The sequence below is a fragment of the Streptomyces sp. ADI95-17 genome (assembly GCF_003846175.1).
Lineage (GTDB): Bacteria > Actinomycetota > Actinomycetes > Streptomycetales > Streptomycetaceae > Streptomyces > Streptomyces sanglieri.
Genome location: NZ_ML123049.1, coordinates 302,262 through 325,043, shown reverse-complemented (window position 1 = coordinate 325,043; position 22,782 = coordinate 302,262). Strand labels below are relative to the sequence as shown.

Sequence of the window (22,782 nt, the reverse complement as noted above, 5' to 3'; positions counted from 1 at the left end):
TTCCGCGCCCGCCGTGGACGGGCGTCCCGGGCGTGGGCGATACATAACGGGCAAATAGCACCCAATACAGATATATCCCCGACCGCACCTCACCCGTACGGCGCGCCGCGCCCGTCGCCGCGCGGTGAGTTCGCCCGGACCTCCCGGCCCGCTGCTCGGACCGGGGCGAACCGGCCCGTCCGGAGCACGGTGGTGGAGATGTGCGTGATCAGTGATGCACCTGTGAGCCCGCTTTCTTTTCATTTTTTCACTGTGACTAATATCTATCTGTCGAAGTTCTCAACGGATTTGACCAGTCCCGAGGCTGGCATCATCAAGGAGCACGCCCTGCGCACGCGCGCCTCACGGCGGACCGAATCGACCACCATGTCGCTGCGGACAGCCCTGCTCGTTCTGGCCATCGTTCCCGGCGTCGCACTGGCCGCCCTCTGGGCCGTCACCAGTGGTCAGACCCTGCTGGACTTCCAACGCCAGGCCGCTCAGGGGCAGCTGGCGCAGAAGGCCGGCCAGCCGTCCAACATCGTGTACTACAACCTCCAGGCGGAGCGCCGGCTCAGCGCCGAGGCGCTCGCCCGGCACAAGGGCGCCACCGAAGAGCTCCGGCAGCAGCGCAAGCTGACCGACGAAGCCGTCAAGAGCTTCCAGACGCTCTCCGACGTGGCGACCGACGACGCGCCCGCCGAGGTCCGCGACGCGGTCGGCAGGGCCCGCGCGGCCATCAACCAGCTGCCGGCCCAGCGCGCCCTCGTCGACGACGGCGGCAACGACCAGCAGAAGGCCGTGTACGGCTACTACACGGACCTGATCGCGGTCGACCTCCAGCTCTTCGCGGCGCTCAGCCATGTCGACAACGGCCGGATCACCACGCTCTCGCAGCCGCTGGTGGACCTGTTCTGGACCAAGGAGATGATCTCCCGCTCGGACGCCCTGCTGGCGCGCGGCTGGCCCGAGGGGAAGCTGAGCACCGAGGACCTGAAGCAGGTCCGGGAGGCTGTTTCCGGCCAGGAACTCCAGTACTCCACCAAGGTCGTTCCCCAACTGCCCCCGGACGACAAGGCCATGTGGGAGGAGATCACCCACAGTGCCGCCTGGAAGGCCAAGACGCAGGTGGAGAGCGACGTGCTGCGCCCGGCCAAGGCCGACGCGGACGGGTTCGTCGACCTCGGTGCCCGGGAGAAGACCTGGCGCGGGGCGATGGACGAGCTCGGCCCACAGATCGAGAAGCTCCTTGAGCGCCGCACCGCCAGTGTGGTCGAGGAGGGCAAGGGCAGCGTCATGTCGCTGCTGTTCAAGATGGTGCTGACCACGGTCGTCGGCCTGGTGGCCGTGATCGCGGTCATCTGGACCACCTGGCGCCTCACCCGCAACCTCCGCCGCCGGATCAGCGGCCTCCAGGAGCGGGCCGAGGAGCTGGAGAAGGCCCTGCCGGACGTCGTCGAGCGGCTCGCCCAGGGCGAGCGGATCGATGTCGAGGCCGAGGCGCGGGCCATCGAGTCCGACAGCAAGGGCAGCCGGAGCGACGAGCTGACCCAGCTCGGCGACGCGCTCAACCTGGCGCGCACCAGTGCGCTGGCGGCGGCCGTCAAACAGGCCGACCAGCACCGGGGCTTCGAGCGGCTGCTCCAGCGCATCGCCCGCCGTACCCAGCAGTTGATCGGCCAGCAGCTGAAGAAGCTGGACGAGCTGGAGCGCAAGCACGAGGACCCCGAGGTGCTGGACGGTCTCTTCGACCTGGACCACCTCACGGCCCGACTGCGGCGGTACGAGGAGAACCTGGTGATCCTCGCGGGCGGTTCCCCGCACCGGCGCTGGCGCAAGCCGGTTCCGCTGCTGGACGTGATGCGTTCCGCCCAGGGCGAGGTGCAGGACTACCGCCGCGTGGTGCTGGACCTGGACGGCAGCCCGTGGCTGTCGGAGCGGGCCGTGGGCCCGGTCTCCCACGTGCTCGCCGAGCTGATCGAGAACGCGCTCAGCTTCTCCCGGCCGCCGAGCCCGGTCGAGGTCAGGGCCGCGAAGGTGAGCCGGGGTCTGGCCATCGAGGTCGAGGACCGCGGACTCGGGATGGAGGAGGACCAGTTGGCGGCGGCCAACGAACTGATGGTCCGGCCGCCCCGGATGGACGTGCTCGCCCACTCCGACGACATCCGTCTCGGTCTGTACGTGATCGCGCGCCTCGCGGACCAGCACGGCCTGCGGGTGGAGTTCCGCTCCTCCGCGTACGGCGGTACCCGCGTGGTCCTGCTCGTCCCCGACGAGCTGACCGTCCCCAAACCGCGGACCGGTCCGGTCGGCGTGCCGGCCCCCGCGGCCGACGCCCCCGCCGCCGCTCCCGCGGCCCCTTCGGCCCCCGCGGCCGATGGCGCGCTGCCCACCCGCGTACAGGGCCAGGCGCTGGCCGGGGTCACCGCGCTGCACACGGCGGGCGCCCCGTACACCACCACCGAGCAGCCGTACCCGGCCGCCGAACAGCCCTACCCGGCCCCGGAGCAGGAGCCGTACCGGCCGCAACCGGAGCCGGAGCAGCCGTACGCCGCGCCGGCCGCGCCGTACGCCACGCAGGAGAACCCGTACGGCCAGGCCGAACAGCCGTACATGACGGCCGCCGGCCAGTACCCGGTGGACCAGCCGCCGTACCCGGCGCCCGAAGGCGAGTTCCCGGGTGACCGGCCGTCCTACCCGGCGCCCCAGGGCGAGTTCCCGGGTGACCGGCCGTCCTACCCGGCGCCCCAGGGCGAATTCCCCGGCGACCAGCCCTCGTACCCGGCATCCCAGGGCGAATTCCCCGGCGACCGGCCGCCGTTCGCGGCGCCCGCCGAACCGTACGCGGCTCCGCAGCCGTACGCGGCTCCGTACTCCACCGCCCCCGGGACGGGCCGCGCGCCCCTCGCGATTCCCGCGCCCCGGCAGTCCGAGCCGGAGAGCGGCCGGCCCGCCCGGCTGCCGGTTCCGGAGCCCGACCACCCGGCCCCGCCGGACGTCGCGGCCGTCCGCGCCCAGGACGCGGGGCACGGATCCGACCGGCCCGCCCTTCCCGCGCCCGGTACGGAACCCCCGTTGCCGCGCCGGGTACGGCAGGCCAGCCTGGCCGACGAGCTGCGGCTCGACCCGGCGGCCTCCCGGCCCGCCGCACCGCGGCCGCCGAGCCCGTCCGAGAACCCGCAGCCGCGGCCGGCGCCGCGCCGGGCCGGCGCCGCGATCGGGGCGTTCCAGCGCCGGTCCCGCGCCGCCCGCGCGACCGACGAGACGCCGAAGCAGCCTGCACCGCCAGCCATCCCGCTCCCCACGAGAGAAGAACGGCCATGACACGCACAACCGCCACCCACCAGGATCTCGACTGGCTGCTCGACGGCCTGGTGGACTCGGTGGCCGAGACCCAGAACGCAGTCCTGCTGTCCGACGACGGGCTCGTGGTGAGCCACTCGCGCACCATCGACCGCGCCGACGCCGAGCGGCTGGCCGCCATCTGCACCGGCCAGCAGAGCCTGGCCCGCGGCGTCGGCCAGCTCTTCAACGGCGGCGGCGTGCACCAGGTCATCGTCGAGCTGAACGACCTCTGGCTCTTCATCATCGCGGCCGCCCAGGGCACCCACCTGGCCGTGATCGCCTCCCAGGAGGTGGACGCCGAGATCATGTCGCTCGCCATGCACAACCTGGTGCAGCAGGTCGGCCAGAAGCTCACCACGCCGGCCCGCGGCGAGTTCGACGCCTTCGGTACCGGGGACGGGCAGCGCGCGTGACCCCGCACTGGGAGGACGAGGCCGAGGAGGACGGGGCGGGCACGATGGTGCGCCCGTACACCATCACCCGGGGCCGGACCGCTCCCGAGCGGGACGACTTCAGCCTGATCACCGTGCTCACTACCGCGCAGGACCCCCGGGACGAGCACGGTGCGCCGGTGCGGCCCGGACGGCTCCAGCCGGAGCACCGGATGATCCTGGACCGCTGCCGCCGCCCGGCCGCGGTCGCCGAAGTCGCCTCCGACCTCGGCCTCCCGGTGTCGGTGACCAAGATCCTGCTGGCCGACCTCGTCGCCCAGGGCCTGCTGCTCGCCCGCGCCCCGCTCTCGGTGGCGCGGGTGGCCGGTGGCCGCGACATGGGCCTGCTGGCCGCCGTTCGAGACGGACTCCGGAGACTCTGAACCAAGATGACAAGCAGTCAGGCGGCCCCCGCCGCCGTCAAGATACTCATCGCCGGAGGCTTCGGCGTCGGCAAGACCACCCTGGTGGGCGCGGTCAGCGAGGTCGCACCGCTGCGCACCGAGGAGTACCTCACCAAGGCCAGCATCGGGGTCGACGACCTGGCCGGTGTCGGCCAGAAGGACACCACCACCGTGGCGCTGGACTTCGGCCGTATCACGGTCAGTCCCGAGCTGGTGGTCTACCTCTTCGGCACCCCGGGCCAGGAACGCTTCTGGTTCATGTGGAACGACCTGGTCAACGGGGCGCTCGGCGGCGTGGTGATCGCCGACACCCGCAGGCTGGAGACGAGCTTCGCCTCGATCGACTTCTACGAGAGCCGGGACATCCCGTTCGTGGTGGCGATCAACTGCTTCCACGGCCACAACACCCGTACGCCGGACGAGATCAGGGCCGCCCTCGACCTCGACCCGCACGTGCCGCTGCTGATCGGTGATGTCCGCGAACGGCCGTTCGGCCGGGATGTGCTGCTGGCTCTGGTGGACCACCTGATGAGCCTGCCCGTCGCGGCCGGCTGACCGTCCGCTCCCCCGTAACTCTCTGCACCTTTCTCGCTCTGGAGACACCTGAGATGGCAACACCCCTGCGCGTCCTGATTCACGGCGGCGGCATCGGCGGGCTCACGCTCGCCACCGCACTGGCCCGGCGCGGCCACACCGTCGAGATCGCCGAGCTCCGCGACGAGGTGGACGCGCTCGGCGTCGGGATCATCCAGCCGTCCAACGCCCTCCACGTCATGCGGGAGATCGGGGTCCTGGACGACTGCCTGGCGGCGGGCTTCGAGTGGGAGATCCTGACCATCGCCGACCCGGCCGGCAACACTCTGGCCGAGATACCCCAGCCGCGGATGGGCGACGCCCCCTCCAACAACGGCATCCCGCGCCCCGCCCTGGCCCAGGTGCTGAACTCCGCCGCCGTCGCCGCGGGTGCGCAGATCCGCTTCGGCACCACCATCACCGAGCTGACCGACGACGGCTCCGGCGTGGACGTCACCCTGTCCGACGGCTCCTCGGGCCGCTGGGACCTGGTGGCCGGCTTCGACGGCATCGGTTCGCCGCTGCGCACCCGGCTCTACGGGGACCGCTACACCCCCGAGTACACCGGCTTCGCGAACTGGCGGGTGACGGTGCCCAGGCAGCCGCAGGTGCGGGGCGTGGTGATGGGCACCGCGGGCAAGGACGCGAAGGCGCTGCTCACCCCGATCACCGAGGAACTGATGTACCTGGGCGCGGTGTTCGCGGAGTCCGAGGACTTCCGGCCGGACCCGGAGCGGGCCCACGAGCAGCTCACGGAGCGCCTCGCGATGTTCTCCGGACCGGTCGCCGAGGCGCTCGCCACCGTCACCGACCCGGCCTCGGTGGTGTACTCGCGGATCTCCCAGGTGACGGTCGAGGAGCCGTGGCACGTCGGCCGGGTGGTCCTGGCCGGTGACGCCGCGCACGCCTCGACCCCGCACATCGCGCAGGGCGCGGCGATGGCCGTCGAGGACGCGCTGGTGCTCGCCGAGTCGCTGGACGACGGGTCCGACGTGGCCGCGGCTCTCGAAGCGTGGGAGGCGCGCCGCCGCCCCCGGGCCATGTGGGTGCAGGCCATGTCGCGTGCGGTGCTCAAGCAGGAGACGGGCAACGAGACGACGCCCGAGGAGGACGATCTGCTGAAGGTCGGCATCCCGGGCGCGGCGCACGTGCTGGTGAAGCCGTACTGACCGGTGCCGATGCACGTCGTTGAACCCGTACGGGCCCGGATCACCGGGCCCGTACGGTGCGTTCAGGGCAGTACCGCCACCCCGTCGATCTCGACCAGGGCCTGTTCGTCCCAGAGCCTGGCCACGCCGATGACCGCCATCGCCGGGTAGTCGCGGCCCGCCAGCCGCCGCCAGATCCGGCCCAGTTCGGCGGACCGTTCGCGGTAGTCGGCCACATCGGTGGCGTACACGGTGACCCTGGCGAGGTCCGCCGGGGCGCCGCCCGCCGCGCGCAGGGCGGTGAGCAGATTGGTGAGCGCGGTGGCGAACTGCTGGGGCAGGCCGTCGCCGACGATCTTGCCGTCCTCGTCGAGGGAGGTCTGCCCGGCCAGGAAGACGAGTTGGCTGCCGGTGGCCGTAACGGCGTGCGAGAAGCCCGTGGGCGGTGACAGGTCGACGGGGTTGATCCGGTGGACCGGACTCATGCGGACGCCTCCCGGGTCGCGTACAGCTCCTTGGCGATGATCGTGCGCTGGACCTCGCTGGCGCCCTCGTAGATCCGTGGCGCGCGGACCTCCCGGTAGAGGTGTTCCAGGAGGTGGCCGCGGCGCAGGGCGCGGGCGCCGTGCAGCTGGACGGCGGTGTCGACGACGTACTGCGCGGTCTCGGTGGCGTACAGCTTCGCCATGGCGGCCCGGCGCGGCACGCCGGATTCCCCCGCGTCGTATCCGGCGGCTGCCGCGAACACCAGGAGCCGGGCGGCCTCGGTCCGGGTGGCCATCTCGGCGACCTGGTGGGAGACGGCCTGAAGGTCCTTCAGCGGGCCGCCGAACGCGGTGCGGTGGGCGGTGTGTTCCACTGTGGCGTCCAGGGCGGCGCGGGCCATGCCGACGGCGAACGCGCCGACGCTGGGGCGGAACAGGTTGAGGGTGTCCATGGCGACCCGGAAGCCCCGGTCGGGTTCGCCGAGCACGTCGTCGGGGGTGACCGGGACTCCGTCGAAGGCCAGGGCCCCGATGGGGTGCGGCGAGAGCATGTCGAGGGCGGTGCCGGTGAGTCCGGGTCGGTCGGCGGGGACCAGGAACGCGGTGACGCCCCGGGAGCCGGCGCCCGGGGTCGTGCGGGCGAACACGGTGTAGAAGTCGGCCTCGGGGGCGTTGGAGATCCAGCACTTCTCGCCGGTCAGCCGCCAGCCGCCGGGGGTGGGTGCGGCGCTCAGGGCGAGGGCCGCCGCGTCGGAGCCCGCGCCCGGTTCGCTGAGCGCGAAGGCGGCGACGGCGCGGCCGGCCCGCACCTCGGGGAGCCAGCGTTCGCGGTGGGCCGGGGTGCCCGCCCGGAGCAGGGGGTGGGTGCCGAGGCCCTGGAGGGCGAGCGCGGTCTCGGCCTCGGTGCAGCCGCGGGCCAGGGACTCGCGGAGCAGGCAGAGGTCGAGGGCGCCCGAGCTCAGCAGCCGGTCGAGCAGCCCCGTCTCGCCCAGTGCAGCGATCAGGGGGCGGTTGACGTGGCCGGGGGCGCCCTTCTCCGCGAGGGGGCGCAGTTGCTGTTCGGCGAGGGTTCTTAGCTCTTCACACCAGGCGGTCTGTGCCGGATCGAGTGAGAATGCCGTCATACGGGCGCCTCTCTGGTCGCGTCTCGTCTTCCCGGTCTCTCGTTCCCGTTTTTCCCGTCCGTGTTCCTGCCCGTTCTCCCGTCCGTTCGATGTCCCGCGTCCCGTCCGCCCGATTTCCCGTCCACCCGCTCTATCGCGGACCGTTGACTACCGTCACCCAAACGATACGCTCCAGAGGCGACAAGGGGGCGAGCCGTCATGGACCCGAAGACCTCAGCGCACGTCGACACCTTCGCCAGGGAGCACCTGCCGCCGAAGGACCAGTGGCCGGAACTGCTCTTCGGCCTTCCCGAGCTGCAGTACCCGGACCGCCTCAACTGCGCGGCGGAACTGCTGGACCGTACGGCCGACCGCTTCGGCCCCGACCGCCCCGCCTTCCGCACCTCGGACGGCACGGTCTGGAGCTACCGGGAGCTGCGCGAGCGGGTGGACCGGATCGCCCATGTCCTCACCTCCGACCTGGGGGTCGTGCCCGGCAACCGGGTGCTGCTGCGCGGCCCCACCACCCCTCTTCTGGCCGCCTGCTGGCTCGCGGTGCTGAAGGCCGGCGCGATCGCCGTCACCGTGCTGGACCGGCAGCGGTCCGCCGAACTCTCCACCATCTGTTCCATCGCCCGGGTGAGTCACGCGCTGTGCGACTCCCGGGCGGTCGACGACCTGGTGAAGGCCGAGGTGCCGGGGCTGCGGATCACACCGTACGGAGGTGACGCCCCGGACGATCTGCTGCGCCTGGCCGAGGCCAGGACCGGGCCGTACGAGGCCGTGCGGACGGCGGCGGACGACGTCGCGCTGATCGCGTTCACCTCGGGCACCACCGGACGCCCGAAGGGCTGCATGCACTTCCACCGGGATGTGCTCGCCATCGCCGACACCTTCTCGGCCCATGTCCTGCGGCCCACCCCCGACGACGTGTTCGCGGGCAGCCCGCCGCTCGGCTTCACCTTCGGCCTAGGCGGTCTGGTGGTCTTCCCGCTGCGGGCCGGTGCCAGTGCCCTGCTGCTCGAACAGTCCGGCCCGGCGCAGTTGCTGCCCGCGCTGGCCGCCCACCGCGTCTCGGTGCTGTTCACCGCGCCGACGGCCTACCGCGTGATGCTCGACCACATGGACCACCACGACGTCAGCGCGCTGCGGCGCTGCGTCTCGGCCGGGGAGAACCTCCCGGTCGCCACCTGGCGTTCGTGGCACGAGCGGACCGGGCTGCGCATCATCAACGGCATCGGCGCCACCGAGCTGCTGCACATCTTCATCTCGGCCGCCGACGACGCGATCCGCCCCGGCACCACCGGAGTCCCCGTCCCCGGCTGGCAGGCCCGGGTGCTGGACCGGGACGGCCGCCCGGTGCCGGACGGCGAGCCCGGACTGCTCGCGGTACGCGGCCCGGTCGGCTGCCGCTATCTCGCCGACGAGCGCCAGCGGGACTACGTGGCACACGGCTGGAACCTCACCGGGGACACCTACGTACGCGATCCGGACGGCTACTTCCGTTACGTGGCCCGCGCCGACGACATGATCATCTCTTCCGGCTACAACATCGCGGGCCCCGAGGTCGAGGACGCCCTGCTGCACCACCCGTCGGTGGCCGAGGCGGCGGTGGTGGGCCGGGCGGACGAGCTGCGCGGCCAGATCGTGGTGGCGTACGTGGTGCTGCGCGACGGCGCCGAGACGGCGGCCGACGAACTGCGCGCGTACATGAAGACCGAACTGGCCCCGCACAAGTGCCCCCGCGTCATCGAGTTCCTGCCCGCCCTCCCCCGCACCGCCACCGGCAAGCTCCAGCGCTTCCGGCTGCGGGAGGGCTGAACCGGGCGCCGCGTACACCGGCCCGGAAATGCGGGTGCCGCGCTCCCCGCGCACCCGGCAGTATGAACCATGCCCTGGACCTTCACCGATGACGTCGATGTCTTCCTCGACGCGGCCGGCGCCTCGCTGGCCGCCCGCCCCGCCGAGAACACCCTGGTCCTGACCGTCACCGAGACCCTGCGGCTCCACGGCCCGCACGCCTACGGCGACGCCGCCCCGCTGCTCGGCTGGTGGCGCGGCGCGGACGGCGAGGTCGCGGGGACGCTGGTGCAGACCCCGCCGCACCCTCCCCTGCTGGGATCCGTCGCCCCGGACGCGGTCGGTCCGCTGGCCGCCGCGCTCCCGCTGACCCGGATCAACGCCGACCGGGCCACCGCCGAGCGGATCGCCGCCGGCTGGCCCGGTCACCGGGTCGACGAGGAACAGCGGCTCTACCGGCTGGCGACGCTGATACCGCCCTCACCGGCCCCGCCGGGACGGCCCAGGACCGCGGCCCTCGCCGACCGGGAGCTGCTGGTGCGCTGGGTCCGCGCCTTCGCCGAAGGGACCGGCCAGCCCGGCACCCACGCCGAGCGGCTGGTCGACGAGCGCATCGCCTCCAACGGGCTGACGCTCTGGGAGCACGACGGCGTCCCGGTGTCGATGGCGGGGGTCTCGCGCCGGATCGCCGGCATGGTCCGGGTCTCCTCGGTCTACACCCCGCCGGTCCACCGTGGCCGGGGCTACGCGGCCGCGGTGACGGCGGAGATCAGCCGGGCCGCGCGGGAGGCGGGTGCGCGGGAGGTGCTGCTCTTCACCGACCTCGCGAACCCCACCAGCAACGGCGTGTACCGGCGCATCGGCTACCGGGCGGTCTCGGACCGGCTGCTGATCAGCGTGGCGGAGCGGTGAGCGGGACGCCCGAGCCGGTCTGGCTGGTCGCCGCGAACGTGGTGCTGTGGCGGCGGTACGGGGATCTCGGCCAGGAGCTGCGGCCGGGCACGAAGGCGTACCGGGGTGGCGCGAAGGTGTACGTCGTCGGCACCTATCCGGGGATGGGGCACCAGCAGCTGACCACGGTGGGGCACGGGCGGCACACCGGTCACTGGATCACCATCGACACCGGGGTCCGTCATCTGCACACCTTCCGGGCGCGGTTGGTGTACACCCCGGCGGTGCTGAAGCGGTGCGGCGGCGGGGGCTTCGGCACGCGGGAGGAGGCCGCGGAGCTGGCCGCGCTGCTGGAGCGGATCGCCCGGGAGGAGCGGCACGCGCACCACGCGGCCCCGCATCCGCCGGGGTGTCTGTGCCACGAGTGTCTGCTTGTCACTCCAGGGTGAGCCGCGGCTTCGGCGCGTCCGTGCGGCCCGTCGGCGGGGTGCGGCTGCCCGCGCGGTACGGGAGCGGCCAGGGCGCGCCCGGCCCTTCGTAGCCCTGCTCGGCCGCCGCGTGCAGCGTCCACTGCGGGTCGTAGAGGTGGGGGCGGGCCAGGGCGCAGAGGTCGGCCCGGCCGGCGAGCAGCAGGGAGTTGACGTCGTCCCAGGAGGAGATCGCGCCGACCGCGATGACGGGCACGCACAGGGTGTTGCGGATCCGGTCGGCGTACGGGGTCTGGTAGGAGCGGCCGTACTCGGGGTGCTCGTCGGGGACGACCTGGCCGGTGGAGACGTCGATGGCGTCGGCCCCGTGGGCGACGAAGGCACGGGCGATCTCGACGGCGTCCTCGGCCGTGGTGCCGCCGTCGGCCCAGTCGGTGGCGGAGATCCGGACGGTCATGGGCCGGTCGTCGGGCCAGTCGGCGCGGACCGCGTCGAAGACTTCGAGGGGGAAGCGGAGCCGGTTGCTCAGCGGTCCGCCGTACTCGTCGGTGCGGTGGTTGGTGAGCGGCGAGAGGAAGCCGGAGAGCAGATAGCCGTGGGCGCAGTGCAGTTCGAGCAGGTCGAAGCCGCAGTGGTCGGCGCGCCGGGCCGCTGCCGCGAACTGCTCGCGCACTGCGTCGAGTCCGGACCGGTCCAGGGCGTGCGGGACCTGGCTGACGCCGGCCGCGTACGGGATCGGGGAGGCGGCGGTGAGCGGCCAGTTGCCGTGGTCGAGGGGCTGGTCGATGCCCTCCCACATCAGCCTGGTGGAGCCCTTGCGCCCGGAGTGCCCGAGCTGCACGCCGATGGCCGTGCCGGGCGCCCCCGTGTGGACGAAGTCGGTGATCCGGGTCCAGGCGGCGGCCTGTTCGGCGGTGTAGAGCCCGGTGCAGCCGGGGGTGATGCGGCCCTCGGCGCTGACGCACACCATCTCCGTCATGACGAGTCCGGCGCCGCCGAGCGCGCGTGCGCCCAGGTGGACGAGGTGGAAGTCGCCGGGGACGCCGTCGACGGCCGAGTACATGTCCATGGGTGACACGACGACGCGGTTGCGGAGTTCGAGGCCGCGCAGCCGCAGCGGGGTGAACATCGGCGGGATGCCCGGCGGGCAGCCGAACTCCGTCTCGGCGGCGGCGGTGAAGGAGGCGTCGCGCAGCCGCAGATTGTCGTGGGTGACGCGGCGGCTGCGGGTGAGGAGGTTGAAGGCGAACTGGCGGGGCGGCTGGTCGACGTAGGTGGCGAGCTCCTCGAACCAGCGCAGGCTGGCCGCGGCGGCCCGCTGGGTCGATTCGACGACCGGGCGGCGCTCTGCCTCGTACGCGGACAGGGCGCGCGGCAGGTCGGGCTGTTCCTCGATGCAGGCGGCGAGGGCCAGGGCGTCCTCGACGGCGAGTTTGGTGCCGGAGCCGATGGAGAAGTGCGCGGTGTGGGCGGCGTCGCCGATGAGGACCGTGTTGCCGTGCGACCAGTGGGCGTTGACGACGGTGCGGAAGGTGAGCCAGGAGGAGTTGTTGGAACGCAGTGGCCGGCCGCCGAGCGCCTCGGTGAAGATCTTGGCGCAGCGCAGCGTGGAGTGCTCGACCTCGCAGGTGTCGAATCCGGCGGCCCGCCAGACCTCCTCGCGCATCTCGACGATGACGGTGGAGGCGTCGGCCGAGAAGGGGTAGCCGTGCAGCTGCATCACCCCGTAGGCGGTCTCGGCGGTCTCGAAGCGGAAGGCGTCGAGGGCGAAGTCGGCGGCGAGCCAGATGTAGCGGCAGCGGTGGGTGGTGAGGCGGGGGCCGAAGGTGTCGGCGTGGGCGGCGCGGGTGAGGCTGTGCACCCCGTCGGCGGCGATCACCAGGTCGTGGGTGGCGGCCAGTTCGGCGGCGGGCGGGGCCTCGGTGCGGAAGCGGAGGCGTACGCCGAGGGATTCGCAGCGCTCCTGCAGTATCCGCAGCAGCCTGCGCCGGCCCAGCGCGGCGAAGCCGTGGCCGCCGGACGTCTGGGTGACGCCCCGGTGGACGATGTCGATGTCGTCCCACCGGACGAATTCGTCCCCGAGGGCCCGGTACACGACGGGGTCGGCATGCTCGATGCCGCCGAGGGTCTCGTCGGAGAGGACGACGCCGAAGCCGAAGGTGTCCTCGGGGGCGTTGCGCTCCCAGACGGTGATCTCGCGCTCCGGGTCGAGCCGCTTGAGCAGGGCCGCGGCGTAGAGCCCGCCGGGGCCGCCGCCGATGACCGCGATGCGCCGCACGCCGGTCCGGGCCGCGTCGGCCGCTGCCGCGTCCGTCCGGGCCGCGACGGCTGCTGCCGCTTCGGCTGTTGCCGCGTCGGAGGGCATCGCGCTACCTGCCCCGCCACTTCGGGGGCCGCTTCTCGGTGAAGGCGGCATGGAATTCCGCGTAGTCGTCGCCGTGCATCAGCAGGGCCTGGGTGGCGGCGTCCATCTCGACCGCGGCGGCGAGCGGCATGTCGAGTTCGGCGGTGAGCAGTGCCTTGGTCTGGGCGAGGGCGAGGGCGGGTCCGTCGGCGAGGCGGCGGGCGAGCGCCGCCGCCCGTACGTCCGCGTGGCCCTCTTCGGTCAGCTCGCTGATCAGACCGATGCGTTCCGCTTCGGGTGCCCGGACCGGTTCGCCGAGCATCAGCAGCCGGGTGGCATGGCCGAGGCCGACGACACGTGGCAGCAGGTAGGCGGCGCCCATGTCGCCGCCGGAGAGGCCGACCTTGGTGAAGAGGAAGGCGAACCGGGCCGACGGATCGGCGATCCGGAAGTCGGCGGCCAGCGCGAGAACCGCCCCCGCGCCCGCGGCCACCCCGTGTACGGCGGCGATGACGGGGAAGGGGGTCTCACGGAGGGCCCGCACCACCTGCCCGGTCATGCGGTTGAAATCGAGGAGCTGGGCGGTGTCCATGGCGAGCGTCGCGCCGATGATGTCGTCGACGTCTCCGCCGGAGCAGAATCCGCGGCCTTCCCCCGCGAGCACCAGAGCGCGCACGCTGCGTTCGCGGGAGAGTTCGGCGAGCAGATCGCGCAGGTCGGCATAGGCGCCGAAGGTGAGCGCGTTGAGTTTCTCGGGCCGGGCGAGCGTGACGGTGGCAACCCCGTCGTCCGTCGTCAGCCGCAGATGGCGCCAGTCGTCCGTGTGCGGGGCGGAGCTGGGAAACGGGCTCATGGAGGGGGCTCCCCTTCAGCCGTCGGGCTGCTACCTGCCCCCGAACTTATCACTCGTACGTGACTTCCGTCACGAGCACGCGATATGCGGAACGTGAGGACCCAGTGGCCAACGTCCCTTTGATACCGGTCGGCAGTCCCTTGTCTGTGTCGTTGCGGTTCGTAAGGTTGAAACCGAGAAGTCTTGACCGCCAGAGAGTCCCGCACCCCACGCGGGCGACCGCACCTGACCCCGAACCCCGGAACGGAAACCATGCCGTGCCCACCGATGTCCCCTTCCCCGCCTCCTGGCGGATCGCGCTGCCGCATTCGACCGCGGCCGTACCGATCGCCCGCGCCCTGATCCGTACCGCACTCGCGGACATCGACGCGCCGGCCGACACCGACACCGCCGAGCTCCTCACCGCGGAGCTGGTCGCCAACGCGGTCGAGCACACCCGGAGCGACGAGCCCATCGAGCTGGTGGTGGAGCTCCTGCCGACCGGCTGCCAGGTCGAGGTGCACGACCGCGATCCCGCCCCGCCGGGCGGCCTGTCCTTCCCCCGGCCCGACAGCGAGCCGGACCCCTGGCAGGAACACGGCCGGGGCCTGCTGCTGATCCGTACGCTCAGCTCGTCCTGCGGACACCGCACGACGGAGCACGGCAAGGCGGTGTGGTTCACGCTGCCGTCCCTCACGCCTCAGAGCTGAGCGCCGCCCCGGAGCCGGCCTGAAGCCGAAGGCCCCGGCCCGCCGCGGCCTCAGCCGGTCGCGCCGACGCCGGCCAGCCGGGAACGGCTGCGGCCGTAGAAGGCGTACACCGCCGCGCCGGCCATCAGGAAGACCGCGAACTGGATCCAGGTCCGCCAGCCCGTCCCGTACATCAGGTACACGCAGAAGCCGACGCCCAGGAGCGGGCTCAGCGGATAGAGCGGTACCCGGAACGAGCCCCGCACCTCCGGATTGCGGCGCCGCAGCACGATCACCGCGATGTTCACCGCGACCATGGTGGCCAGCGTGCCGATGGTCGTCAGGTTCACCACCACGTCGAGCGAGGCGAAGGCCGCCGGGACCGCGAAGACGACCGCCACGATCCAGGTGTTGGCGACCGGCGTCGCCGTGCGCGGCGAGACCCGCTCGAAGACCCGCGGGATCAGCCCGTCCCGGGACATCGACATCAGGATGCGGGTCTGCCCGTACATCACCGCGAGCACGACCGAGGCGATCGCGACGACCGCGCCGAAGGCGATGACTCCGCCGCCCACGGTCGAGTCGGTGACCTGGTCGACGACGATCGAGAGCGCCGCCGGCCGGTCGGCGACGGCCTTCGGCCCCAGCGCGCCGATGGCGGCGAGCGCGACCGCGCAGTAGAGCAGGGTGACCAGACCGATGCAGACCATGATCGCGATCGGGATGTTCCGCCTCGGGTTCTTGACCTCTTCGCCCGCGGTGGTGATGGCGTCGAAGCCGATGTACGAGAAGAAGGCCAGCGACGCGCCGGCGGTGACCCCGCCCGCACCGTGGGCGAAGAACGGCGCGAGGTTTCCGCGCTCGAAGGCCGTGAAGGCGATGACGCAGAACAGGATCAGGATGGTGATCTTGAGGATCGCCATCGCGGCGGTGGCCCCGGCGCTCTCCCGGACACCGCGCACCAGCAGGGTCGCGGCCATCATGACCACCAGCACGGCGGGCAGATTGATCACCCCGCCGTCGCCGGGCCCCGCCGAGAGCGCGGCCGGCAGCTGCGCGCCGAACAGGCTGTCCAGCAGCTCGTTGACGTACTGGCTCCACCCGACGGCGACCGCGGAGACCGAGACGCCGTACTCCAGCAGCAGACACCAGCCGACGAGGAACGCGACGCGTTCGCCGAGGGTCGCGTAGGCGAAGGAGTAGGAGCTGCCGGAGACCGGGATGGCGCTGCCCAGCTCGGCGAAGGAGAAGGCGGTGAAGATGCAGGTGATCGCGGCCAGCACGAAGGAGAGCACGACCGCGGGGCCCGCCTCGGCGACGGAGTCGGACAGGCCGACGAAGATGCCGGTCCCGACGACGGCGCCGACACCGAAGCACACCAGCTGGAAGAGCCCCATGGTGCGCTTGAGGCCGTGCCCCTCCAGGTCGGCGCCGGACTCGGCGATCAGCTGGTGGGGATTCTTGATGCGCGGCCCGGACGGGTGCGAGGGGCTCGGTGGGCGCAGCGGACTCACGGGGGATGGTCTCTTCTCTGGTGGAGCATGTGGGGGGTGTGGGTCAGGGGGCTGTGGGGGCTCCGGTGACACACAGAAAAATGGGGTTCGAGCGTGCGAGCTCGAACCCCACCAGGAAGCGACATATTAGTCGCCTTCGCGCATGTTCACCCAATCGGGCGCATGGCCATGCAGTTGCTCAGCCGTCGACCGCCGGGGCCGCCAGGGTCGCCACCAGAACGGCCTTGATCGTGTGCATCCGGTTCTCCGCCTCGTCGAAGACGACCGAGTGCGCGGACTCGAAGACCTCGTCGGTGACCTCCAGCTCCGTCAGCCCGTAATCGGCCTCGATCTGCCGCCCGACCCCGGTGCCGAGGTCGTGGTAGGCCGGGAGGCAGTGCAGGAACTTCACGTCGGCGTTGCCGGTGGCGCGGAGCACGTCCATGGTCACGCTGTACGGCGCCAGGGCCTCGATGCGCTCGGCCCAGACCTCCTTGGGCTCGCCCATGGAGACCCAGACGTCGGTGGCGACGAAGTCGGCGCCCCTGACGCCCTCGGCGACGTCCTCGGTGAGGGTGACGGTCGCGCCGCTCCCGCCGGCCAGCCGGTGGGCCTCGGCGACGATCTCCTCGGTGGGCCAGTACGCCTTCGGCGCGACGATCCGTACGTCCATGCCGAGCAGGGCGCCGGTGATCAGGTAGGAGTTGCCCATGTTGAAGCGGGCGTCGCCGAGGTAGGCGAAGGCGATCCGCTCCAGCGGCTTGTCGCTGTGCTCGGTCATGGTGAGGACGTCGGCGAGCATCTGGGTCGGGTGCCAGTCGTCGGTCAGCCCGTTGAACACCGGCACGCCGCCGTGGGCGGCCAGCTCCTCCACGGCCGCCTGGCTGTCACCGCGGTACTCGATGCCGTCGAACATCCGGCCGAGGACGCGGGCCGTGTCCTTCACCGATTCCTTGTGCCCCAGCTGGGAACCGGAGGGGTCCAGATAGGTCGTCGACGCGCCCTGGTCGGCGGCGGCCACCTCGAAGGCGCAGCGGGTCCGGGTCGAGGTCTTCTCGAAGATCAGCGCGATGTTCCTGCCGCGCAGCCGCTGCGCCTCGGTCCCCGACTTCTTGGCGCTCTTGAGCTCGGCCGCGAGCTCGATCAGGCCGCGGAACTCCTCGGCCGTGAAGTCCAGCTCCTTGAGGAAGTGGCGGCCTGCGAGGTCTATGGCCATGGGACAGCTCCTGGGTCGGGCGGCGATCGCGCGTACGGTAACCCTGGAAGTCTATACGACACTCTGCATCGCTATACGGAGCGCCCGCCGCAGTCCCGTGCCCCTCACGCCCCTACACCGGGTCGCGCACCACCGGGCAGCTCATGCAACGGGGGCCGCCCCTGCCCCGGCCGAGTTCACTGCCGCGGATCTCGATGACCTCGATGCCTTCCTTGCGCAGGAAGGTGTTGGTGGTGGCGTTGCGCTCGTACGCGACGACGACGCCCGGCTCGACGGCCAGCACATTGCAGCCGTCGTCCCACTGCTCGCGCTCGGCGGCGTGCACGTCCTGGGTGGCGGTGAGGACCCGGATCGAGTCCAGTCCCAGGGCGTGCGCGATCGCCTGGTGCATGTGCTCGGGCGGATGGTCGGTGACCTTGAGGTCCCTGGGCCCCGCGCCGGGCTCGATGGTGTACGAGCGGAGCATGCCCAGCCCGGCGTACTTGGTGAAGGTGTCGCCGTCGACCATCGTCATCACTGTGTCGAGGTGCATGAACGCCCGGCGCTTGGGCATGTCGAGCGCCACGATCGTATGGGCCGAGCCGGCGTCGAACAGGCCGCGGGCCAGCATCTCCACCGCCTGCGGGGTGGTGCGCTCGCTCATCCCGATGAGGACGGCGCCGTGGCCGATGACCAGGACGTCGCCGCCCTCGATGGTGGACGGGTAGTCGTCCTGCCCCTGGGACCAGTGGTGGAAGGCGCCCGCCTCGGGGCCGGTGAACAGGGGGTGGTGGCGGTAGATCGCCTCGAAGTGGACGGTCTCGCGCTGCCGGGCAGGCCAGCGCATCGCGTTGATGGACACCCCGTCGTATATCCAGGCCGAGGTGTCCCGGGTGAAGAGGTGGTTCGGCAGCGGGTCCAGCAGGAAGTCGTCCAGGTCCATGACGTGGAAGCGGACGGAGGTCGGCTCACTGTTGCCCGCCAGGAACTCCCGCTTGGTCATGCCGCCGACGAGCGCGTCGGCCAGCTCCGCGCTGGGCAGCTCCTCGAAGGCGGCCCGCAGATGCTCGGTGGCGAGCGGTCCGTACTCCTTCTCCTCGAAGACCCGGTCCAGGACGAGCCGTCTGGCCACCGGGATGTCCAGCGACTCACGGAGCAGATCGCCGAAGAGGTGCACCTCCACACCGCGGTCGCGCAGCACGTCCGCGAAGCCGTCGTGCTCCTGGCGGGCCCGGCGGACCCAGAGCACGTCGTCGAAGAGGAGCGCGTCCTTGTTGCTGGGGGTGAGCCGCTTCAGTTCCAGATCCGGGCGGTGCAGGATGACGCGGCGCAGCCGCCCGGCCTCGGAGTCGACGTGGAATCCCATGTCTCCATCCTCACCGTGCGCGGGCCGGTGAACCCTGCGAATCGCCAGTGGGTTTTCCGTTGATCACTCCGGATCGCTCCGGATCACTCCGGAAAACCCACCGACGCCTCCGTGGGACCCGTCGGCGACGCTCCGCCGCCTGCCGCGACGCGCCTCACAGGCGCGGGTCGACCGGCTCCGACTCCAGGGCCAGCACCGCGAACACCGCCTCGTGGACCCGCCACAGCGGCTCCCCGTCGGCCAGCCGGTCCAGCGCTTCGAGCCCCAGCGCGTACTCCCTCAGCGCCAGCGAGCGCTTGTGGCCGAGGAACCTGTCGCGCAGCCGCTCCAGGTTCTCCGGGCGGGTGTACTCAGGGCCGTAGATGATCCGGAGGTACTCCCGGCCGCGCACCTTGATGCCCGGCTGGACCAGCCGCCCCTTGCCGTCCCGTACGAGCGCGGCGAGCGGCTTGACGACCATGCCCTCGCCGCCGCGGCCGGTCATCTCCAGCCACCAGTCGACCCCGGCGCGCACCGATGCCTCGTCCCCGGTGTCGACGACGAGCCGGCGGGTGACCTGGAGGAGCCCCGTCGGGTCGTGCTCGACCAGCCGGTCGAGCCAGGCCAGCTGCTCGTCGTGCGGTACGGAGGCCAGCGAGCGGCCCTGCACGGCGAGGATCTGGAACGGCGCGAGCCGCACCCCGTCCAGGCCCTGGGTGGACCAGCAGTACCGGCGGTACGCCTCGGTGAACGCGGTGGCGTCCTCGGCCCGGCCCCGCTGGCGCTCCGCGAGCGGACCGACGTCCACACCGCGGGCGGCCGCCGCCGCGAGGGCCGCGTTGGCCTCCGGGAGGACGGCGCCGGACGCGGCACCGACCGCGGCGTACTGGGAGCGCAGCAGCCCGGCCGCCTTGAGGGACCAGGGCATCAGCTCGGCGTCGAGCAGCACCCAGTCGGTGCCCCACTCCTCCCACAGTCCGGCGGCGGTGACGGCGGTGCGCAGCCTGCCGAGGATCACCTCGGTGAGCGCGGCGTCGTCGAGGAACGGCCGTCCGGTACGGGTGTACAGCGCCCCGGTCGGACCGCCCGCGGCGCCCGGGGTACCGCCGACGCCGAACCGCTCACGGGCGGCGGCCGCGTCCCGGCAGACCAGCACCACCGCACGCGATCCCATGTGCTTCTCCTCGCACACGACCTTGGTGACACCGTCGGCCCGGTACTGCGCGAAGGCCTCGGCCGGGTGCTCCAGATAGCCGTCCTCGCGCGAGGTGGCGGTCGGCGCCATGGTCGGCGGGAGGTAGCCGAGCAGCTGGGGGTCGACGGCGAACCGGCTCATGACTTCGAGCGCGGCGGCTGCGTTCTCCTCGCGGACCGCGATGCGGCCCATGTGCCGGGTCTCGACGACCCGCCGGCCCTGCACATCGGCAAGGTCCAGCGGCCGTCCCTCCCGGCCGCCGGGCGCCTCCGTGGCCAGCGGCTTGGCCGGCTCGTACCAGACCTGCTCGGCCGGTACGTCGACGAGCTCGCGCTCCGGCCAGCGCAGCGCGGTCATCTTCCCGCCGAAGACCGCTCCGGTGTCCAGGCAGATGGTGTTGTTGATCCAGGAGGTGTTGGGCACCGGGGTGTGGCCGTAGACCACGGCGGCGCTGCCCCGGTACTCCTCCGCCCAGGGGTAGCGCACGGGCAGGCCGAACTCGTCGGTCTCACCGGTGGTGTCCCCGTACAGGGCGTGCGAACGGACCCGTCCGGAGGTGCGGCCGTGGTACTTCTCGGGCAGCCCGGCGTGGCAGACGACGAGCTTGCCGTCGTCGAGCACGTAGTGGCTGACGAGCCCGTCGATGAACTCCCGTACCCGCTCGCGGAAGGCCGGGTCCTTCCCGTCCTCCCTCTCCAGCTGCTCGATGGTCTCGGCGAGTCCGTGGGTGTGCTGGACGTTGCGGCCCTTGAGGTAACGGCCCAGCTTGTTCTCGTGGTTGCCCGGTACGCACAGGGCGTCGCCCGCCGCCACCATGGCCATGACGCGGCGCAGCACTCCGGGGCTGTCGGGGCCGCGGTCCACGAGGTCGCCGACGAAGACCGCCGTACGCCCTTCGGGGTGCGTGCCGTCGACGTAGCCGAGCTTGCCGAGCAGGGACTCCAGCTCGGAGCTGCAGCCGTGGATGTCGCCGATGATGTCGAAGGGGCCGGTGAGGTGGCGCAGGTCGTTGTAGCGGCGCTCCAGCACCACTTCGGCCCGGTCCGCCTCCTCCTCGGTGCGCAGGATGTGCACCTTGCGGAAGCCCTCGCGCTCCAGGCCCCGCAGTGAACGGCGCAGTTCGCGACGGTGGCGCTGGATGACGTGGCGCGGCATGTCGGCGCGGTCGGGGCGGGCCGCGTTGCGCGCGATGCAGACCTCCTCGGGCAGGTCGAGGACGATCGCGATGGGCAGCACGTCATGGCTCCTGGCCAGCTGGACGAGCTGCTTGCGGCTCTCGGACTGGACGCTGGTGGCGTCCACGACGGTCAGCCGCCCGGCCGCCAGCCGCTTGCCCACGATGTAGTGCAGTACGTCGAAGGCGTCCCGGCTGGCGCTCTGGTCGTTCTCGTCGTCGGCGACCAGGCCGCGGCAGAAGTCCGAGGAGACGATCTCGGTGGGCTTGAAGTGCTTGCGGGCGAAGGTGGACTTGCCGGAGCCGCTGGCCCCGATGAGGACCACGAGGGAGAGGTCGGTCACCGGCAGCGTGCGTGCGGTACTGGTCATGCGGCATTCGCCTCCTTCTCGGTCCGGTTCCCGCTCTGCTTCGCGGTCCCGTCGGCCGTGGTCATGGTGAACACGGCCATCTGTGTGGGCGGTCCCACCTCGGGGTCGTCCGTCCCCACGGGTACGAAGTCGACTCCGTACCCGTGCCGCTGCGCCACTTCCCGGGCCCAGCCGCGGAATTCGTCCCTGGTCCATTCGAACCGGTGGTCGCCGTGGCGCACGTGTCCGGCGGGCAGGGTCTCCCAGCGGACGTTGTACTCGACGTTCGGCGTGGTCACGAGCACGGTCCGCGGACGGGCCGAGCCGAACACCGCGTACTCCAGCGCGGGCAGTCGCGGCAGGTCGAGGTGTTCGATGACCTCGCTGAGCACGGCCGCGTCGTACCCCTTGAGCTGCTTGTCGGTGTAGGTGAGGGAGCCCTGCCGGAGGGTGACCCTGGCCGCCTGCCGCTCGCCCATCCGGTCCAGCTTCAGCCGCCGTGACGCGATGGTGAGGGCGCGCATGGAGACGTCGACGCCGACGATCTCGGTGAAGGCCACGTCCTTGAGGAGCGCCTGCACCAACTGGCCCTGGCCGCAGCCCAGGTCGAGGACCCGACTCGCGCCGGCGGCCCGCAGCGCTTCGAGGACGGCGGCGCGGCGCTGCTCGGCCAGCGGGACCGGCTTCTCCTCGGTGTCGGTCGTCTCGTCCACGGCGTTGTCGATGCTTTCGACGTCGAGGTCGTCCGACTCGGCGAGCCGTACCAGTTCGAGCTGCTGCATCGCCTGCCGGGTCAGCCCCCAGCGCCGGGACAGATAGCGGCTGGTGATCAGCTTCTGCTCGGGGTGGGTGGCGAGCCAGCCCTCGCCCGCGCGCAGCAGCTTGTCCACCTCGTCCGGTGCGACCCAGTAGTGCTTGGCGTCGTCCAGCACCGGCAGCAGCACGTACAGCTGGCGCAGGGCGTCCGCCAGCCGCAGCTCGCCTTCGAGGACCAGCCGTACGTACCGGGAGTCCCCCCACTCCGGGAACTGCTCGTCCAGCGGTACGGCCACGGCGTCCACGCTCGTCCAGCCGAGCGGCCCGAAGAGCTTGCGCACCAGCTCCGCACCACCCCGGGCCGGGAGCGCGGGCACCTCGATCCGCAACGGCATCGGCGCCTGTACGCGCTCGGGCAGCGCACGGCACACCCCGTTCAGCGCGGACTTGAAGACCGCGCTCATGGCGACGGACAGCAGCGAGGAGGCCGCGTACGGGCGGTCGTTGACGTACTGCGCGAGCGCCGCGTCGGGAGCGCCTCCCCTGCCCTTGCCCTTGCCGCGGCGCACCAACGCCACGGGGTCCACCTCCAGCAGGAGCGCCGCGGTGCAGCGCTCGGCGGATGCCTCGGGGTAGAAGACATGCGCGGTGCCGTGTGAGGTGGAGAACGTCTGCGCCTTCTCGGGGTGCTTGTGCAGCAGAAAGCCGAGGTCGGTCGCCGGACGTCCCGGGTCGCCGGTCGTGCTGATTGTCAGGAACACACGTCCGAGTATGGTCCGTTCCACACGCCCCCACCAGGTATTTTCGCATGTCCGAGCCATC

18 protein-coding genes are annotated in these 22,782 nt (G+C 72.0%); 9 read left to right on the top strand and 9 right to left on the bottom strand.

Features of this window, described 5'->3' with window-relative positions; translation table 11 throughout:
* Positions 1-252: 252 nt before the first annotated feature.
* Genes EES42_RS28285 through EES42_RS28265 form a run of 5 tightly spaced genes read left to right on the top strand, consistent with a single transcriptional unit; the run spans position 253 to position 5,901 of the window.
* Positions 253-3,303, top strand: a complete 3,051-nt coding sequence (locus EES42_RS28285) for a sensor histidine kinase (RefSeq protein WP_241196629.1) — start codon at positions 253-255, stop codon at positions 3,301-3,303.
* Positions 3,300-3,737 carry a roadblock/LC7 domain-containing protein gene (locus EES42_RS28280; protein WP_124721110.1) on the top strand — a complete coding sequence of 146 codons (438 nt, stop codon included), beginning with the start codon at positions 3,300-3,302 and terminating at the stop codon, positions 3,735-3,737. The genes EES42_RS28285 and EES42_RS28280 overlap by 4 nt, the downstream gene beginning before the upstream one ends.
* On the top strand, positions 3,734-4,138 hold the full coding sequence (locus tag EES42_RS28275; protein WP_124721109.1) for a DUF742 domain-containing protein: 405 nt from the start codon (positions 3,734-3,736) through the stop codon (positions 4,136-4,138). Before EES42_RS28280 ends, EES42_RS28275 begins: the two co-directional genes overlap by 4 nt.
* A 6-nt stretch (positions 4,139-4,144) precedes the next feature.
* Positions 4,145-4,714 (top strand): GTP-binding protein, encoded by a 570-nt coding sequence (locus tag EES42_RS28270; protein WP_124721108.1) that lies wholly within the window; start codon positions 4,145-4,147, stop codon positions 4,712-4,714.
* A gap of 53 nt (positions 4,715-4,767) precedes the next feature.
* Positions 4,768-5,901, top strand: coding sequence for an FAD-dependent monooxygenase (locus EES42_RS28265; RefSeq protein ID WP_124721107.1), 1,134 nt, complete (start codon positions 4,768-4,770; stop codon positions 5,899-5,901).
* Between the two features lie 62 nt (positions 5,902-5,963).
* Here EES42_RS28265 and EES42_RS28260 read toward each other — a convergent pair whose 3' ends face one another.
* Together EES42_RS28260 and EES42_RS28255 are read right to left on the bottom strand one after the other, a co-directional pair.
* Positions 5,964-6,365, bottom strand: coding sequence for a RidA family protein (locus EES42_RS28260; protein WP_124721106.1), 402 nt, complete (start codon positions 6,363-6,365; stop codon positions 5,964-5,966).
* A complete protein-coding gene (locus EES42_RS28255; RefSeq protein WP_124721105.1) occupies positions 6,362-7,489 on the bottom strand; it encodes an acyl-CoA dehydrogenase family protein in 1,128 nt (375 codons plus the stop codon). Before EES42_RS28255 ends, EES42_RS28260 begins: the two co-directional genes overlap by 4 nt.
* 198 nt (positions 7,490-7,687) lie before the next feature.
* On the opposite strand from EES42_RS28255, the gene EES42_RS28250 reads away from it, so the two are divergent.
* The 3 genes from EES42_RS28250 (at position 7,688) to EES42_RS28240 (ending at position 10,608) form a co-directional block, all read left to right on the top strand.
* Positions 7,688-9,289, top strand: coding sequence for an AMP-binding protein (locus EES42_RS28250; protein ID WP_124721104.1), 1,602 nt, complete (start codon positions 7,688-7,690; stop codon positions 9,287-9,289).
* A gap of 69 nt (positions 9,290-9,358) precedes the next feature.
* A complete protein-coding gene (locus EES42_RS28245) occupies positions 9,359-10,180 on the top strand; it encodes a GNAT family N-acetyltransferase (RefSeq protein WP_124721103.1) in 822 nt (273 codons plus the stop codon).
* Positions 10,177-10,608, top strand: a complete 432-nt coding sequence (locus EES42_RS28240) for a hypothetical protein (protein WP_124721102.1) — start codon at positions 10,177-10,179, stop codon at positions 10,606-10,608. Before EES42_RS28245 ends, EES42_RS28240 begins: the two co-directional genes overlap by 4 nt.
* On the opposite strand, the gene EES42_RS28235 is transcribed toward EES42_RS28240, so the two are convergent.
* Positions 10,595-12,865 (bottom strand): bifunctional salicylyl-CoA 5-hydroxylase/oxidoreductase, encoded by a 2,271-nt coding sequence (locus tag EES42_RS28235; RefSeq protein ID WP_241196678.1) that lies wholly within the window; start codon positions 12,863-12,865, stop codon positions 10,595-10,597. The genes EES42_RS28240 and EES42_RS28235 overlap by 14 nt on opposite strands.
* A 91-nt stretch (positions 12,866-12,956) precedes the next feature.
* Positions 12,957-13,784, bottom strand: a complete 828-nt coding sequence (locus EES42_RS28230; protein WP_124721100.1) for an enoyl-CoA hydratase family protein — start codon at positions 13,782-13,784, stop codon at positions 12,957-12,959.
* A 257-nt stretch (positions 13,785-14,041) separates the two neighbouring features.
* On the opposite strand from EES42_RS28230, the gene EES42_RS28225 reads away from it, so the two are divergent.
* Complete coding sequence (locus EES42_RS28225; RefSeq protein WP_124721099.1) at positions 14,042-14,473, top strand: ATP-binding protein; 432 nt, start codon at positions 14,042-14,044, stop codon at positions 14,471-14,473.
* A 50-nt stretch (positions 14,474-14,523) separates the two neighbouring features.
* On the opposite strand, the gene EES42_RS28220 is transcribed toward EES42_RS28225, so the two are convergent.
* From EES42_RS28220 to EES42_RS28200, 5 genes are all read right to left on the bottom strand, one after another.
* On the bottom strand, positions 14,524-15,966 hold the full coding sequence (locus tag EES42_RS28220) for an amino acid permease (protein ID WP_124721098.1): 1,443 nt from the start codon (positions 15,964-15,966) through the stop codon (positions 14,524-14,526).
* Between the two features lie 178 nt (positions 15,967-16,144).
* Complete coding sequence (gene argF / locus EES42_RS28215) at positions 16,145-17,161, bottom strand: ornithine carbamoyltransferase (protein WP_124721097.1); 1,017 nt, start codon at positions 17,159-17,161, stop codon at positions 16,145-16,147.
* 112 nt (positions 17,162-17,273) lie between these two features.
* Positions 17,274-18,506, bottom strand: a complete 1,233-nt coding sequence (locus tag EES42_RS28210; protein ID WP_124721096.1) for an arginine deiminase — start codon at positions 18,504-18,506, stop codon at positions 17,274-17,276.
* Between the two features lie 154 nt (positions 18,507-18,660).
* The gene (locus EES42_RS28205; RefSeq protein ID WP_124721095.1) at positions 18,661-21,225 is read right to left on the bottom strand and encodes a polynucleotide kinase-phosphatase; all 2,565 of its coding nucleotides are present in this window, start codon (positions 21,223-21,225) and stop codon (positions 18,661-18,663) included.
* On the bottom strand, positions 21,222-22,721 hold the full coding sequence (locus EES42_RS28200) for a 3' terminal RNA ribose 2'-O-methyltransferase Hen1 (protein ID WP_124721094.1): 1,500 nt from the start codon (positions 22,719-22,721) through the stop codon (positions 21,222-21,224). Before EES42_RS28200 ends, EES42_RS28205 begins: the two co-directional genes overlap by 4 nt.
* Between the last annotated feature and the right edge of the window lie 61 nt (positions 22,722-22,782).

What these genes read in the sequence shown, in the direction of transcription:
- EES42_RS28255 (WP_124721105.1), bottom strand. Translation starts at nt 7,489, where the DNA reads ATGACGGCATTCTCACTCGATCCGGCACAGACCGCCTGGTGTGAAGAG.
- EES42_RS28245 (WP_124721103.1), top strand. Translation starts at nt 9,359, where the DNA reads ATGCCCTGGACCTTCACCGATGACGTCGATGTCTTCCTCGACGCGGCC.
- EES42_RS28260 (WP_124721106.1), bottom strand. Translation starts at nt 6,365, where the DNA reads ATGAGTCCGGTCCACCGGATCAACCCCGTCGACCTGTCACCGCCCACG.
- EES42_RS28280 (WP_124721110.1), top strand. Translation starts at nt 3,300, where the DNA reads ATGACACGCACAACCGCCACCCACCAGGATCTCGACTGGCTGCTCGAC.
- EES42_RS28250 (WP_124721104.1), top strand. Translation starts at nt 7,688, where the DNA reads ATGGACCCGAAGACCTCAGCGCACGTCGACACCTTCGCCAGGGAGCAC.
- EES42_RS28230 (WP_124721100.1), bottom strand. Translation starts at nt 13,784, where the DNA reads ATGAGCCCGTTTCCCAGCTCCGCCCCGCACACGGACGACTGGCGCCAT.
- EES42_RS28270 (WP_124721108.1), top strand. Translation starts at nt 4,145, where the DNA reads ATGACAAGCAGTCAGGCGGCCCCCGCCGCCGTCAAGATACTCATCGCC.
- EES42_RS28205 (WP_124721095.1), bottom strand. Translation starts at nt 21,225, where the DNA reads ATGACCAGTACCGCACGCACGCTGCCGGTGACCGACCTCTCCCTCGTG.
- EES42_RS28265 (WP_124721107.1), top strand. Translation starts at nt 4,768, where the DNA reads ATGGCAACACCCCTGCGCGTCCTGATTCACGGCGGCGGCATCGGCGGG.
- EES42_RS28210 (WP_124721096.1), bottom strand. Translation starts at nt 18,506, where the DNA reads ATGGGATTCCACGTCGACTCCGAGGCCGGGCGGCTGCGCCGCGTCATC.
- argF (WP_124721097.1), bottom strand. Translation starts at nt 17,161, where the DNA reads ATGGCCATAGACCTCGCAGGCCGCCACTTCCTCAAGGAGCTGGACTTC.